Annotated in this window: 13 protein-coding genes; 7 read left to right on the top strand and 6 right to left on the bottom strand. The window is 33.4% G+C overall.

Going from position 1 to position 16,212, the window contains the following annotated elements:
• The first annotated feature begins 21 nt into the window (after positions 1-21).
• On the top strand, positions 22-1,020 hold the full coding sequence (locus ACSUE0_RS06580; protein ID WP_119614549.1) for a D-lactate dehydrogenase: 999 nt from the start codon (positions 22-24) through the stop codon (positions 1,018-1,020).
• 289 nt (positions 1,021-1,309) lie between these two features.
• Here the strand turns inward: ACSUE0_RS06580 and copZ are convergent, their stop codons facing one another.
• The 3 genes from copZ to ACSUE0_RS06565 all read right to left on the bottom strand — a co-directional run bounded on the left by copZ (position 1,310) and on the right by ACSUE0_RS06565 (position 5,768).
• Positions 1,310-1,516: a copper chaperone CopZ gene (copZ, locus tag ACSUE0_RS06575; protein WP_119614550.1), complete on the bottom strand. Its 207-nt coding sequence runs from the start codon at positions 1,514-1,516 to the stop codon at positions 1,310-1,312.
• Between the two features lie 54 nt (positions 1,517-1,570).
• Positions 1,571-3,955, bottom strand: coding sequence for a heavy metal translocating P-type ATPase (locus ACSUE0_RS06570; RefSeq protein ID WP_119614551.1), 2,385 nt, complete (start codon positions 3,953-3,955; stop codon positions 1,571-1,573).
• A gap of 361 nt (positions 3,956-4,316) precedes the next feature.
• A complete protein-coding gene (locus tag ACSUE0_RS06565) occupies positions 4,317-5,768 on the bottom strand; it encodes a SulP family inorganic anion transporter (protein WP_436956621.1) in 1,452 nt (483 codons plus the stop codon).
• Positions 5,769-6,004: 236 nt separating this feature from the next.
• Between ACSUE0_RS06565 and ACSUE0_RS06560 the strand changes: the two genes are divergently transcribed.
• The 3 genes from ACSUE0_RS06560 to ACSUE0_RS06550 all read left to right on the top strand — a co-directional run bounded on the left by ACSUE0_RS06560 (position 6,005) and on the right by ACSUE0_RS06550 (position 9,833).
• On the top strand, positions 6,005-6,766 hold the full coding sequence (locus tag ACSUE0_RS06560; RefSeq protein WP_119614553.1) for an ABC transporter ATP-binding protein: 762 nt from the start codon (positions 6,005-6,007) through the stop codon (positions 6,764-6,766).
• On the top strand, positions 6,756-8,651 hold the full coding sequence (locus ACSUE0_RS06555; RefSeq protein WP_119614554.1) for an FtsX-like permease family protein: 1,896 nt from the start codon (positions 6,756-6,758) through the stop codon (positions 8,649-8,651). The genes ACSUE0_RS06560 and ACSUE0_RS06555 overlap by 11 nt, the downstream gene beginning before the upstream one ends.
• A gap of 312 nt (positions 8,652-8,963) precedes the next feature.
• Complete coding sequence (locus ACSUE0_RS06550) at positions 8,964-9,833, top strand: SDR family oxidoreductase (RefSeq protein WP_119614555.1); 870 nt, start codon at positions 8,964-8,966, stop codon at positions 9,831-9,833.
• 150 nt (positions 9,834-9,983) lie between these two features.
• Here the strand turns inward: ACSUE0_RS06550 and ACSUE0_RS06545 are convergent, their stop codons facing one another.
• The gene (locus ACSUE0_RS06545; RefSeq protein WP_436956618.1) at positions 9,984-10,190 is read right to left on the bottom strand and encodes a hypothetical protein; all 207 of its coding nucleotides are present in this window, start codon (positions 10,188-10,190) and stop codon (positions 9,984-9,986) included.
• A 135-nt stretch (positions 10,191-10,325) separates the two neighbouring features.
• On the bottom strand, positions 10,326-11,747 hold the full coding sequence (locus ACSUE0_RS06540) for an SLC13 family permease (RefSeq protein ID WP_436956616.1): 1,422 nt from the start codon (positions 11,745-11,747) through the stop codon (positions 10,326-10,328).
• Positions 11,748-11,904: 157 nt separating this feature from the next.
• Between ACSUE0_RS06540 and ACSUE0_RS06535 the strand changes: the two genes are divergently transcribed.
• The 3 genes from ACSUE0_RS06535 (at position 11,905) to ACSUE0_RS06525 (ending at position 15,239) form a co-directional block, all read left to right on the top strand.
• On the top strand, positions 11,905-13,101 hold the full coding sequence (locus ACSUE0_RS06535; protein ID WP_436956614.1) for a DUF819 family protein: 1,197 nt from the start codon (positions 11,905-11,907) through the stop codon (positions 13,099-13,101).
• 80 nt (positions 13,102-13,181) lie between these two features.
• Complete coding sequence (locus ACSUE0_RS06530) at positions 13,182-13,742, top strand: sugar O-acetyltransferase (protein WP_436956612.1); 561 nt, start codon at positions 13,182-13,184, stop codon at positions 13,740-13,742.
• Between the two features lie 480 nt (positions 13,743-14,222).
• Positions 14,223-15,239: a PTS sugar transporter subunit IIC gene (locus ACSUE0_RS06525; protein ID WP_119615159.1), complete on the top strand. Its 1,017-nt coding sequence runs from the start codon at positions 14,223-14,225 to the stop codon at positions 15,237-15,239.
• A 49-nt stretch (positions 15,240-15,288) separates the two neighbouring features.
• Here ACSUE0_RS06525 and ACSUE0_RS06520 read toward each other — a convergent pair whose 3' ends face one another.
• Positions 15,289-16,083 (bottom strand): putative hydro-lyase, encoded by a 795-nt coding sequence (locus ACSUE0_RS06520; RefSeq protein WP_119615161.1) that lies wholly within the window; start codon positions 16,081-16,083, stop codon positions 15,289-15,291.
• Between the last annotated feature and the right edge of the window lie 129 nt (positions 16,084-16,212).

Genomic DNA, 16,212 nt, shown 5'->3' with positions numbered 1-16,212 from the left:
TCTTATTGGAGTGATTAACTTATGACAAGTATTAAAATTTTTGGAGTAAGAGAAGAAGATTTACCTTATATTAAAGCATGGTCAACAAAGCATAGTGTGACTGTCGATTTAGATGAAGCATTACTTTCGTCAGAAACTGTCGATCGTACAAAAGGCTTTGATGGTGTTTCGATATCACAGCAAATTCCTTTTGGTGAAGATGTATACCGCAAGTTACATGAATTTGGAATTAAGCAAATTGCGCAACGAAGTGCTGGTTTTGACATATATGATTTCGATTTAGCTCAAAAATATGATTTGATTATTTCTAATGTGCCATCTTATTCCCCGCATTCTATTGCTGAATATACGGTATCACAAGCACTTAATTTGGTCAGAAATTATAATGATATTCAACAGAAAACAGCTTCATATGATTTTAGATGGCAACCAGCTATCTTATCACGATCTATTAAAGATTTGAAAGTTGCTGTTATAGGAACTGGTCGTATCGGTTCAATTGTTGCTAAGATATTTGCACAAGGCTTTGAAGCTGAAGTTATTGCTTATGATATTGCTCCTAATGAACGCTATAAGCCATTTTTAACGTATGCTAATAGTATTGATGAAGCTGTGCAAGAAGCGGATATTGTTACGGTTCATATTCCTGCAAGTAAGGATAATGATTATTTATTTGATGATGCATTGTTTAATGAATTTAAACCAGGATCAGTATTTATCAATTGTGCAAGAGGCTCCATTGTAAAAACTAGTGCGCTAATACACGCACTGGATAACGGTACTTTGAAAGGAGTAGCACTTGATACATATGAAGGGGAAAAGGGATTGTTTCCAAGTGATCAACGACATTCAGAATTAAAGGATGAAGTATTAAAGCAATTAATCGAACGACAAGATGTTATTGTTTCACCTCATATTGCTTTTTATACAGATGCTGCCGTTGAAAACCTCATTGTCGATGCTTTAGATGCGACAATTGATGTTATTGAGACTGGTGACACTAAATTACGCGTAAATTAATAAGGAGCAATTATGTATATTTAAGATGTAAAATATTAAATATAAAAAAGGGGCGGGACAGAAACCTAATTTTTCAAAAAGAATTTCGTTGTCCTACCCCTGGCAAAGCAAATTAGAGTTGAAAAGCTTTTAGACCAAGCTTTTCAACTCTAATCAGCAACTGCTATCACACTGAGTGGAGATTGAGACATTATATATGTCCTAGCCACTTTGTTTTGAGAACATACCTTATAAATCTTAATTCAATCGTGTTATCGATGATGCTTATATTTGACGTGTTTTTAATATATTATTTTACGTCATAACCTTGATCTTCTATTGCTTCGTACATGTTTGGTGATGTGACTTTGTTATCATCAAAATCAACTTTAACATTACCTTCTTCAAGATTAACATTAGCTGTTGATACACCATCTAAATTTGTTAATGCACTTTCTACTGCGTGTTTACAGTGCTCACAACTCATACCTTCTACTTTAATTGTTTCAGTTGTCATATCAATCACCTCCTTAAAAATAATGATATTCATATGAATCATCTCAAATTTTAATTATAATTTCATGCGTTTTAATCTAAGTGCATTAGTGACAACACTTACAGAACTTAAAGCCATTGCAGCACCAGCAATCCATGGTGCAAGTAACCCTAGTGCAGCAATAGGAATACCTGCAACGTTGTAACCAAATGCCCAAAATAAGTTTTGACGTATATTACGTATAGTCGATTTACTAGCTGTGATTGCTTTAGGTACTAGTAACAAATCGCCACCAAGAATGGTAATATCAGCAGCTTCTATGGCAACTTCTGTCCCTGTACCGATAGCAATACCAATATCTGCTTGGACTAAAGCTGGTGCATCATTTACGCCGTCTCCAACCATGGCTACTGTCTTATTATTAGCTTGTAATGATTTTATTTTAGCCGCTTTTTCTTCTGGTAACACTTGTGCAATGACTATATCTATACCAACTTGTGAGGCAATGGCTTCTGCTGTACGTTGGTTATCCCCAGTCAACATGACGACTTCGATATTTAAATCATGTAACTGTTGGATTGCTTTATTGGTAGAATCTTTGACAGTATCGGCTACTGCGATTGTACCACGTAATTTTTGATCAATCGCTATCAACATAGCCGTCTTACCTGATTGTTCAAACTTGGATAATTGTAGTTCAGAACTACTAATGGTTACTTGATAATCTTCTAAGAATTTACGATTACCTACTAATAAAGATTTTCCATCAATCGTAGCTTTGATGCCGCGTCCAGGTACCGCTTCGAAGTCATGAACTTCTAATAAATTAACTTGTTCTGTTTTTGCATAATTTACGATAGCTTCTGCGAGTGAATGTTCAGAAGCTTTTTCAGCGCTAGCTAATAATTGTAATGCTTCATTATCGCCATCAAAGTCAGTGACTACAGGTGTTCCGTGTGTGATTGTTCCCGTCTTGTCTAAGACAACGGTATCGATTTGATGCGCACGTTCAATATGTTCTCCACCTTTAAATAAAATACCGTTCTCGGCAGCTTTTCCAGTACCTACCATAATAGAAGTAGGAGTAGCTAACCCAAGTGCACAAGGACAAGCAATAACCATTACGGCAATTGCTGCTACTAAGGCTGGTTCAAATTGACCTTGGTGTACTAAAGTAATCCATATAATAAATGTTAGTATCGCGATCCCAACTACAATAGGCACAAAATAACCAGATATAATGTCAGCAAGTCTCTGGATAGGTGCTTTAGAACCTTGAGCTTCTTCAACTACTTTAATAATAGAAGAGAGCGCAGTATCTTTGCCTACTTTTGTTGCTTCAATTGTGAGAACGCCATTTTGATTCATTGTTGAACCAATAACATAATCGTTTTGTGCTTTTTCAACGGGTATAGATTCACCAGTTAACATAGATTCATCTACAGAAGTTTTTCCTTTTAGAATTATACCATCTACAGGTATTTTCTCTCCAGGTTTAATAATTAAATAATCACCTTCTACGACTTCACTTAAAGGTATCATATATTCCTCTTTGTTACGTAGTACACGTGCTTCTTTAGCTTGCAAGTTTAGTAATTCGCTTAAGGCATTTGTTGTTTGTGATTTTGCACGTGCTTCCAAATATTTACCAAATAAAATAAGTGTAATGAGTATAGCGCTTGTTTCGAAATATAAATGAGGCGTAATGTTTGTATCGTTTAGCCATTTAATCATCTCATATAAGCTATAAAAATAAGCTGCGCTAGTTCCTAATGCTACTAGTACATCCATATTTGCTGAACCATTACGAAGATTTTTATAAGCTCCAACATAAAATTGCCAACCAATGATGAATTGTATCGGAGTTGCTAAGATAAACTGAAACCATGGATTCATTAAAATAGAAGGCAAATGCATATTAAAGAGATGTACAAACATAGTTAATAATAATGGTAAAGCCAATATAGCCGAAACAATTAATTTGGTAAGTTTATGTTTTAACTCTATTACTTTGCGTGATTGTTTCTCATTAGCTTCTTTTTTGGGTTGTGCATCATAGCCTAATTTTTGAATTTTTTGAATTAAAGTATCAACTGAAGTTGAATTAGAGTTATATACAATCGTAGCATTTTCGGTTGTAAGGTTAACGTTTGCTTCCTCTACACCATCAGTACGATTCAGTACCTTTTCAATACGGTTAGAACACGCTGCACATGTCATGCCTGTAACGTCTAAGTCAATTTTTTCATTTAATACACCATATCCTGTTTTTTCTATTGTATTGTAAAGATCAGTAGTAGAAGTTGAACTAGGATTATAGCTTATTGTGGCTTTTTCAGTTGTAACGTTAACATTTGCTTCCACTTCATCCATTTTATTTAAATTTTTCTCTATACGGTTGGCGCAAGCTGCACATGTCATACCTGTGATGTTGAAAGTAGTTTTTTTCTGTTTACTCATTAAAGTGGCCTCCTTTCAGTTTGTAAATAAATATCTATAACATTAGACCTTTTACACCACAAATATACCCCTAGCAGGTATAGTTGTCAATGTTATTGTTTTAAAAAGAGGGACAAGAAATACAAAATCAAAATTTGCAAATTGACTTTGTATTTCTTGTCCCTCAAGGTATTCCGATAATAATTTATTGATGGTGGTTCTTAGATTTATACATTTTGTTTGTAAGAATGATCAATAATAAATAAATTAAATTTAAGAATATTGCATTTTATTCATACTATAGTTTAGTTTTGTTGAAATTTAATAAATATGACAGCAAAATTGATTTATTATTTGTTAATCTGTGCGAATTAACTTGTTTTTATAAAAGATGTTGCTGATTTACTTTACTTAATTCGTTAACAATTTTACGACTATCTTTATTTAGATATTGGACATAAATTTTGTTATTCTTTTTATGATAATTTTCAATTAGTGTGTCTATAGCATTAACTGCCGAATCATCCCATAAATGTGCTTCTTTAAAGTTTAAATAGATGGTTTTGTCACGTAATTCCAAATTTAGTTGGTTCATTAATGAATCTATAGAAATAAAAAAGATTTGTCCTTTGATATTATAATGAATGGCATGATTACTTTCTTCATATTGTACGGAAACATTTGAAATTTTGGTAGCAAAGGACAAAGCGCTTACAATTACACCAATGATTACCCCCAGTGCTAAATTACTTGTAATTAATACGATAGTTACGGTGAGAATCATCACAAGTGCATCTGTACGGGGTGCTTTTTTAATGAATTTAAATGAACGCCAATTAAAAGTTCCTACAGAAACCATAACCATAATAGCTGCTAGAATCGGCATAGGAATTTCAACGACCCAATCGCCAAATACGATGATTAAAATAATTAAGAATACACCAGCAGTAAAGGTAGATAGACGTGTCGTAGCACCTGAACGGACATTGATTACAGATTGACCGATCATCGCACAGCCACCCATGGCACCAAAGAAACCTGTGATGACATTGGCAATTCCTTGGCCACGAGATTCTTGGTTTTTACTACTATAGGTATCTGTTGCTTGATCAACAATTCGAGCTGTAAGCAAACTTTCTACAAGTCCAACAATTGCCATAGATAATGCATATGGGAAAATGATTTTTAACGTCTCTAAGTTGAACGGTACATCTGGAATGAAAAATTGAGGTAACGAGCGTTTAATTTCTCCCAAATCTCCAACTGTTTCTACATTTGCACCAGTCACTAAATAAGTTGCCGTTAATAATATAATTGCAATTAGTGGTGCGGGCATCTTGTTAAAAATACGTGGTAAAAGATAGATAATCAGTAAGGTAATAATCACAAATAGATAAGTAGCAAAAGATATACCAAAAATATGTTTGATTTGTGTTAGGAAAATCATGATTGCTAAGGCATTAACGAAACCAATCATGACAGAGTTGGGGATAAACTTCATTAAACGACCAATTTTTAATATGCCGAAAATAATTTGAATAACACCCATTAAAATAGTGGCTGCTAATAAATATTGGACACCGTGATCACGTACTAAAGGTACAATAACTAAAGCTACAGATCCTGTTGCTGCAGAAATCATAGCTGGTCTTCCACCTACGAAAGAAATGACAACTGCAATAATAAAAGAGGAATATAGACCAACCATAGGGTCTACTCCTGCTATAATTGAAAATGAAATGGCTTCTGGGATTAATGCTAAGGCAACGACAATACCAGCCAATATATTGGTTCCTGGAGCAGTTAGCCATTCTCGTTTGATTTTATTTAACATCTATATTACTCCTTATTTAAAAATGAACTAGACTATTATATCATATGGTGAAAGTTATTAATCCTAAGTTATAAAATTATTTATAAAATGAAAAGTCTAAAATATAAATAAGTCATGATTTTCAAAAGGTGTGACAAGTTTGTCATTTTAGAGCATAAGGTTGTTAGATGAAACAAACGAAAATAGACTGCAACTTAGTTAAACTAAGGATATAAATTATTTAAGGAGTGAATGGCATGTCTATACTAAAAGTAGAAGGGCTCACTAAAAGCTATGGCAACAGACATAGACAACAAGAAGTGCTTAAAGGCCTTGATTTTTCTATAGAAAAAGGCGAGTTTGTTACGATAATGGGACCATCTGGATCAGGAAAAACAACATTGCTAAACGTATTGAGTTCAATTGATTATATTACAAGTGGTACAGTAGAAATCAATGGCAATAAAATAAATAAAATGAGTAATAAAGCATTAGCTGATTTTAGAAAACAAGAAGTGGGCTTTATTTTTCAAAATTATAGTGTGTTAAATACACTTACAGTTAAAGAAAATATTATGTTACCACTTTCTATTCAAAAAATGTCTAAAACAGAGAAAGAGAAAAATTACAGTGAAGTCACTAAGGCTTTAGGAATTCAAGATTTAGGTCATAAATATCCTAATGAAATATCTGGAGGACAACAACAACGTACTGCTGCAGCGCGTGCGTCTGTTCATAAACCTGCTATTATATTTGCAGATGAACCTACCGGTGCATTAGATTCTAAAAGTGCCCAAGATTTGTTGAATCGCTTAGAAGATTTAAATGAAAATTTAGAAGCAACGATTGTTATGGTTACACATGATCCTGTCGCAGCAAGTTATTCAAATAGAGTAATCATGTTAAAAGATGGTAACATTCACTCTGAAGTGTACCAAGGTGATGATTCAAATCAAGCCTTTTATAAAAATATTATTCATATGCAAACGGCATTAGGCGGTGTCGCACATGAGTTTTAATCAAATTGTGCTTAAGAATTTAAAACAGAATTTACGTCACTATGCGATGTATATTTTTTCATTGATTGTAAGTATCGTATTATATTTTAGTTTCGTAACTTTAAAGTATACAGAGAGTATTAATAATGAAAATTCAATGGCAATTATAAGAAAGGGTTCAGACGTTGGATCATATTTTTTATTTTTTATCATCATTGTATTTTTAATGTATGCAAATCAATTGTTTATAAAGAGGCGTACACGTGAATTTGCTTTGTTTCAATTGATTGGACTAACTAAGTCGAATATATTACGTATGCTTATAATTGAACAAATTGCTATGTTTTTAGTAACTGGTATCATTGGTGTCATAGTAGGAGTGTTTGGGTCTAAGCTATTACTCATGGTTGTACTAAAAGTTTTGCATATTAGTACAAGTGTAGCTTTAACTTTCCAATTTGCTGCAGTATTTCAAACAAGTTTATTAATCTTTATATCCATGCTGCTAATTATTATACAAAGTTATATTTTCTTGCGCAGACGTAGTATTTTATCAATGATGAATGATAGTACAAAATCAGAAGTATCAAAGAATACTATCTCAATAGTCGAGATTTGTGCAGGCATCTTAGGAATTGTGATGATTGTATTTGGCTATTATATGTCCACAGAAATGTTTGGGAAATTCTCGAATGGAATGATGTTTACACCTTTTATTATATTGCTTTTAACAGTAGTAGGTGCTTATTTGTTCTTCAGAAGCTCCGTATCTGTTATTTTTAAAATGATAAAAAATGCGAAACGTGGCAAAGTGTCTATAACTGATGTTGTATTTACATCTTCGATCATGCATAGAATGAAGAAAAATGCTTTGTCGTTAACAATAATTGCAACTATATCGGCAGTAACGGTGACTGTTCTTTGTTTTGGTGCAATTAGTAAATCAACTATTGAAGATAATGTTGCCATGACATCACCTCAAGATTTTAATTTTATTGATAATAAACAAGCAAAGTCATTTGAAAGTAAAATGAAAGAAGCGCATATTGGTTTTGATAAAAAGTATAAAGAGGTTTCTGAAGTGAAAATGTCGAAAGATACATTTTTTAAAGAGACTGGAAATCCAAATATGTTTAAACCTGATTCAATGTTAATTACTAGTAACAAAATTTTCAATGATAAGCAAGTGACTGGTAATCGTGCGAAAGTAGTTAATATGGTAGCCACTGGAGGGCTCGTTCAGCACAATGAAAAAGGTGAGATTGTGTTAGAAAATCATTCCCAAGAAACGTTTAAAGTCATTGGATCAGAAAAAGACGTTAACTTTATGAGTGTGATAAGTTTTGGTGGTCCAGTGTTATTAGTTAGTGATGATAAATATAATAATTTAAAACAAAATTCTACCGAAATACGTAAACAATTTGGTTATAATTTGAAAAAGCAAAGTGATTGGAAGGAAGCAAACAAAATTGCTAAATCAGTGTCGCCAAACACGGAATCGCAAAAAGTAGTACGTCAATCGATGGATGATTCTGTAGGTATTCTATTATTTGTTACATCGTTTTTAGGGTTAGCCTTTTTAGTCGCAGCAGGTTGTATAATCTACATTAAACAGATGGATGAAACTGAAGATGAAATACCTAATTTTGTTATTTTACGTAAGATTGGCTATACACATCACGATATGTTAAAAGGTCTAGCTTTAAAAGTGACGTTTAACTTTGGCTTACCTCTTATTGTATCCTTATTGCATGCTTATTTTGCAGCAAAAGCATTTATATTACTTATGGGTGGTAATAGTATGTTACCAGTTTATATTGTTATGGCTACTTATTCTGTTGTGTATTGTATATTTGCAATTATGGCATTTGTACATTCAAGTAGAATTGTTAAGCATTCGATTTAAAGGAAAGTCCTAGCAGTAATTTAAAATAAGATAGAAAATTAACAGTTATAGATGAAAGTGAGCTTCTCTATGTTAAGTAAATCTATAAAAAATATATTTAGTGCAAAGTATATATAAGTCATGAGCAAAGATGTTTGCTTAACTAATTGGATGTTGTTTATATCATATAAGCCTTTGAGAAATTTGTTTATTTCTCAGAGGTTTTTTTGTAGTATTATTAAGTTGTTTGCTATTGAATATTGATTTAACATGTTTGAATCCTATTTAAAGTGGTATCTGGCAGTAAAAGGGTAAAATGGAGGTATGTAGCATATGAATTTAACTGAATTCCATAAAGAAATTAAAGGATATACGCAAGATAGACAGCCAGGCATACAAAAAGATATGAATCCCCAGCCTATTACTGAAATGGAAGATTACAAAAGTGGTGGTAAACTCCAAGGTAAAATTGCATTGGTAACTGGGGGAGATTCAGGGATTGGCCGGTCTGTGGCGGTATTGTATGCTAAAGAAGGGGCAGATGTGGCGATTGGTTATTACGATGAACACGAAGATGCTGAAGCGGTAGTAGAGCAATTAACTTCACTAGATGTCAATGCAAAAGCATATGCGCATGACTTAAAAAGTGTCGACGCATCAAAAAATTTAATTGAAAAGGTCGTTAAAGATTTTGGTGGATTGAATATATTAGTTAATAATGGAGGGGTACAATTCCCTCAAGATAGCTTTGAAGATGTTTCACCAGAACAAATTAAAGAGACGTTTGAAACGAATATTTTTGGCATGATGTTCTTATCGCAAGCTGCAGCACCACATTTGACAGATGGCGATGCAATTATTAATACTACTAGTGTAACTGCTTATAGAGGATCAGCTCATCTGATTGATTATTCTGCTACAAAAGGTGCAATAGTTGCCTTTACACGTTCATTAGCGTCATCTTTAATTGGTCAAGGAGTTCGAGTAAATGCTGTTGCACCAGGGCCTATTTATACACCACTAATTCCAGCTACTTTTTCAGAAGATAAAGTTGAAAATCAGGGTGGAGATACACCAATGGGAAGAAGAGGGCAACCAGCAGAACTTGCACCTTCTTACGTTTTCTTAGCATCATATGCAGATAGTTCTTATATTACTGGTCAAGTTATACATGTAAACGGCGGAGATTATATAACATCATAGTATAAAAATTAAAAAAATATAAATAAAAAGTAACGAGACAGTTTTTTAGCTGTCTCGTTACTTTTATGTTTGAAGGTTGTCTTGGAAATTTTAGTTTAGACAATTTATGTCAGTTGTAGGTTATTTTATCTAGAAGAAAGTGTATAAACGTTAGAAGAAATCTGAAGGTTTCAGATTATTGAAATCTAAATTTTTTAAGCCGTCAAAATTAATGTTTTCAATAGTTTGTACAATTTCACCGCTTTTAAATTGGTTATAGTAGTTTGTCGCTTCTGAAACAATATCGTGTTCCTCGAATGTTTTCACTATACCAAGTATTAAGACAATTGATATCGCTCCTTTAAATAAGAATTTCATAATTATTGACTCCTTCTATAAGTTTATAACATTATTTTACAGTATTTTTTCTAGTAAAACATGCGTCCATAGTATAGAAAGTGTATCATACCTGAGTTGTATGTTGTATATTAAATAATTGTGTTAAATTATTTTTTATAATCCGAATGCTATAGGTAACCAGAAATAAGTGAAGAGTGAAATTACAATGATAGCGAAAATATTTAAAATAAAACCAGCTTGTACCATGTCTTTCATCTCTATTTCATCAGAGCTAAATACAGCTGCATTAGGTGGTGTTGAAATCGGCAGCATAAATGCACATGTAGATGAAACTGCAACGATGCCCATAATTATAAATGGATCTTGACTAATCGCTGCTGCAAATCCAATACTAATTGGCATCAACATATTAGAAACAGCTGTGTTTGACATAACCTCTGTTAAAAATAGAATAGCTGTTGTTAATACAAGTACAATTAATATTAATGGTAGTGGTTTTACAATTCCCATCATACTACCAAACCATTTTGTAAGTCCTGAATCTTCAAAGGCTGCAGCTAAAGATAATCCGCCTCCGAATAAGAGTAGTATACCCCAAGGGAGTTTAATCATATCGTCCCATATAAGTAGCCCCCCTTTTTTAGATTTTGCGGGAATGAGAAACAGTAATACTGCACCAAACATTGCAATATTAGTATCTGTTATATGTAATGAGCCGGGGAGTAATCCGCCAAATATCCATAAAAGACTGACAAATAGAAAAACAACTCCCGTGAGTTTCTCTTCCTTAGACATAGGCCCTAAATCATGTAATGCTTTCTTCGCAAAATCTGATGATATATGATCCGCATCTTCAATTCTAAATAACCATTTCGTTAGTAAGAAATAAAGAATTGCTAATAATATGACAGTAAGTGGTAAGGCAAAAATCATCCACTGAGCAAAGGATACTTTTCTATCAAGGCTAGAAGATGCAATTGCCGCAAAAACAGCGTTTGGTACTGAACCGATAAGTGTTGCTAGTCCGCCTATAGATGCCGAATAAGCTACAGTTAGGAGGAGTGATTTACTAAATTTACTAGCAGACTCAGGCTTAAGAAATTGTGCCTCTTTAATTTCTTTGATGAGTGCTAAAGCAATAGGTAACATCATGAGTGCAGTAGCCGCATTTGAAATCCACATAGAGATGAAGGCAGTCGCAATCATAGTACCTAGAATGATACGGTTACTATTTGTTCCCATCATTGAAATGATGGTCATTGCAATACGCTTGTGTAAGTTCCATTTTTCAATGGCTAAAGCAATAATAAACCCACCCATATACATAAAAACTATAGGATCAGCATAAGCACTTGATGCGATAACTTCATCAGTACCTCCTGTTAATGGAAGTAAAATTAGTGGAATTAAGGATGTTGCTGGTATAGGAATAGCTTCTGTAATCCACCAGGTTGCCACAAATAGTGTAACTGCAAGTACAGCTCTAGGTGAGTCATCTAAACCTGTTATTCCAGGAATAAAGTAAAAAATAAGAAAAAGCAAAGGTCCCAAAATTAAACCTATTTTTTGTTTCATAATTATTTCCCCCTTGTTTATGACGCTATAACTGTAAGAATATCAATAACCTAACATATAGACAATTAAATTTTTCAGAAAATTATAAAAATATATAACCAAGACTGATAGAATATAGGTGATATATTAAAACAAATATAAGAAAAGGGATGATTTTATGATGGTGGGTGCACTTATAGACAAAGGGGATACATGGATTTTATGGGCAATCATTATTGTGTGGGCAACGGTGAGTTTATTTTTAGAACAGAGGTATCAATGGGCAAGTACAATTTCTGGGGCCATTATTGCACTTGTTGGTGCGATGGTATTATCTAACTTTAAAGTGATACCAACGAGCTCACCCGTATATGATACGGTATGGGATTACATTGTCCCTTTATCGATACCATTACTATTATTTAGTTCTAATATTATGAAAATATGGAAAGAAAGTAGAAGGTTGTTGATTATATTCTTCATTGCTTCGATGGGAACTATGATTGGAACGTTGGTTGCATTTATTGTATTAAATCAATGGATACCTTATTTGAACAAGATAGGAGCTATGATGACAGGTAGTTATATTGGTGGCGGAGTCAATTTTGCAGCGCTAAGCTCTAAACTTGAAACACCAGGCGATATGGTATCATCTACAGTAGTAGCAGATAATAGTGTTATGGCTTTGTATTTTATGCTATTGATTGCACTCCCTTCACTCCCATTAATTAAAAAGTATTTTAAAACAGACTATAATACAAAACAATCTCCAAAAGTACAACAATCGTATTGGCAACCTAAAAAAATTCAATTGTTAGATATCGCATTTTCGATAGCGAGTGCAATCACACTTGTAGCAGTTAGTTTTAAAGGTGCTGATTTGATTCAGCAATGGATACCTAAAAGTAATATTGTGCTTACAATTATTACTTCTTTCTTTGGAGATTCCTATCTTTTGTTAACAACTTTAACACTAATTGTGGTCGCGATATGGGGTGACTTCTTTGAAAAGTTAGCTGGTGCATCAGAAATAGGTACTTTTTTAATTTATATCTTCTTTGTAGTTATAGGTATTCCTGCTTCTTTTGCTACAATTGTAACAACGGCACCGTTACTCTTTGTTTTTGTTATTATTATACTCGTTTTTAATTTAGGATTAAGTTTGTTGTTAGGCAAGGCATTTAAATTTAAAATTGAAGAAATATTATTAGCGAGCAATGCGACAGCGGGTGGACCAACAACTGCAGCTGCATTAGCAATTGGAAAAGGATGGACAGGACTTGTTGGTCCTATTCTAATAGTAGGAACATTAGGGTACGTAGTAGGAAATTATGCTGGTACATTGATGTATCAATTATTAAGTCATATCTCCTAATCCACATCGAAGTGTAATACGTAATTATAAATATAGGTAAATTAAACTAAATGCATATGATAAGAAAGGAAGCAATAATTATGAATGAAAAAAATAAGATGTTAGCTGGTGAATGGTACGATGCAAATAATGATAAAGATTTAGGGGCAGAGCGAATGAAAGCTAAAGATTTATGTTTTGATTTAAACCATGTCCGTCCTAGCAATCAAACACAGAGACAAGAAATAATAACGGAATTATTAAATTATGAGCCTCAATCATTAGAATTACTAAGTCCATTCCAAGCTGATTATGGCTATAATATCAATTTAGGTCAGCGTGTCTTTATTAATCACGATTGTTATTTTATGGATTGCAATAAAATTGCTATTGGAGATGATGTGTTTATTGGTCCTAATTGTGGGTTTTATACAGCAATTCATCCTCTTGAGTATCAAGCGAGAAACGAAGGGATAGAACAAGCTTTGCCTATAAATATTGGGAACAATGTTTGGATAGGAGCTAATGTCGTTGTATTACCTGGTGTAACTATCGGTGATGGTGCTGTTATAGGAGCGGGTAGTGTGGTTGCTAAAGACATACCTGCCAATGCGCTTGCACTCGGTACACCTGCGAAAACTGTTAGTACAATTAATCAATAATTATGCTTTATCTGTTTTTATTATATACATACACTTAATATTTAAGAAAGTGCCGTCAAAAAATTGTTGTTTTGGCGGTATTTTATATTATCTAATTTTCTTGTTTTAATTTGTATAGTGACTGTTTATTTTAGGTGAATAAAAGAAAATGGGTGTATTTTTCACTGAACTATTGTAGAGAGTGGAATTAAATTTGTATTTGGTTGTGTAATATCAAAAAACAAATTAAAATTATATTGAAAAATATTCCGCGGAGCTTAAATGGAAAATAATTAAATTGTTCGGAATATAATTGGAATTTGTGTTAAAATATAGAAATGTGAGTGAAATGGTAAGAGTAATAATAGTGACTATATAAACATGAATTCAAAATTTATGAAATATAAAGTTTTTACAGATTGTTTGAACAAGCCAACTTTTAAATAACTATTTCCATATCTAACTTAACGATCACTAGACAAGAAAAGAGGAATATTAAATATGGATATTTTAATTGGTACATTATTTTTAATTATAGTGTTAGCTTTATTTACAATATTTACATATAGAGCACCTAAAGGTATGCGTGCGATGGGAGCTTTAGCAAATGCTGCAATTGCAACATTTTTAGTTGAAGCTTTTCATAAATACGTAGGTGGAGATTTATTAGGTATTAAGTTTTTAGGAGAATTAGGTGATGCTGCTGGAGGTCTAGGTGGCGTTGCGGCAGCTGGCTTAGTATCATTAGCTATTGGTGTTTCACCGGTTTATGCGTTGGCAATCGCTGCATCATGTGGCGGCTTAGATTTGATACCAGGCTTTGTAGCTGGTTATGTAATAGGTTATTTAATGAAATATGCTGAACGTAAAGTACCGGACGGTATAGATTTAATAGTAGGTATTATCATCATTGCACCTTTAGCAAGGTTAGTTGCAACAGGTGTAACGCCGTTAGTCAATAACTCGCTATTAAAAATAGGGGATATTATTCAAAGTTCAACTGAAGTAAGCCCAATTATTATGGGGATTATTTTGGGTGGAGTCATCACAGTTGTTGGAACAGCTCCACTTAGTTCTATGGCTTTAACGGCATTATTAGGCCTTACGGGTATGCCAATGGCGATTGCCGCCATGGTGTCGTTTGCTTCTTCATTTATCAACGGTACCATGTTTAGCAAACTAAAATTAGGTGACCGTAGATCTAGAATTGCAGTATGTATTGAACCACTATCTCAAGCTGACGTAGTGTCTGCGAATCCAATACCGATATATACAGCAAACTTTATAGGAGGTGCACTTGCGGGTGCGGTTATCGCCTCTTCCGGTATGATAAATGATGCTACAGGTACTGCTACACCGTTAGCTGGATTTTTGGTAATGTTTGGATTTAACGAGCCAATGAAAATATTTATTTATGGTGCTATTGTAGGTGTTATTGGTTTAATTGTTGGTTATGTATGTTCCATTATTTTTAAGAATCACCCAATTGTTTCCAAAGAAGATATTGAAGCAAGATAAAATTAAAAAACACTTTGACGCATCTAAAACAAACGTCAAAGTGTTTTTTTTAATCGCTTAATTGGCTATCAGGAATATCGGTAATGAACATATGGCCTGGAGCATGTGTAATCATAATTTCTGGTTTAGCATCTAAAGCGACAGATTGAGGCGTTACACCACAGCCCCAAAAGACAGGAATTTCATTATTTTTAATTTCTACGGGTTCACCAAAATCAGGTTTATTTATATTAGAAATACCAATTTCTGAAGGGGTTCCTATATGCATAGGTGTGCCATGTACATTTTTAAAACGAGAAGTAATTTCGGTTGCTTTAATCGCTTGTTGCATAGTCATAGGACGCATGCTTACGGTGATGTTACCAGAAAATTGGCCGCTATCGGCAGCTGGAATATTAGTCATATACATTGGTACATTATGTCCTTCTTCTAAATGGCGTATAGGAATACCAGCTTCCAGTAATGCATGTTCAAATGTAAAGCTACAGCCTATTAAAAAACTGACCATATCTTCTGTAAACAATGTGTCGATGTTAGCTCTTTGTTCTATGAGCTTACCTTGTTTATAAACACGGTAGGCAGCAACTTCGGTAGTGATGTCAGCTTGTTGACCAAAGGTAGGAAATGACTTCGATCCTTTTTCTGACACATCTAAGAGCGGGCAAGTTTTAGGGTTCCTAAAGCAAAATTTCAAAAAGTCATAAGCATAGTCAGAAGGAAGTATGACAACATTAGCCTGAATGTAGCCTTTGGCCATACCACTTGTATGTCCGGTCAGTTCTCCTTGTTTAATCATTTTTCTTATTGTAGCTGGTTGTTGTATTTGTAAGTCCAAACCTATCATCCCCTTATAAAAGTAATAATACCATTTTACCAAAAATTCAGAAAAATATAGTGTTGAGCATATTATAATTACTTTGTAATACGGTTTTAAAATACTAAAAGTAACGTTATAATAAATCAGTAGATGTAT

This window comes from Staphylococcus sp. AS1337 (assembly GCF_051408735.1).
GTDB classification, from domain to species: domain Bacteria; phylum Bacillota; class Bacilli; order Staphylococcales; family Staphylococcaceae; genus Staphylococcus; species Staphylococcus xylosus_B.
Note: the sequence above shows the minus strand (reverse complement) of the source record. Positions and strands in the feature narration are given on the sequence as shown.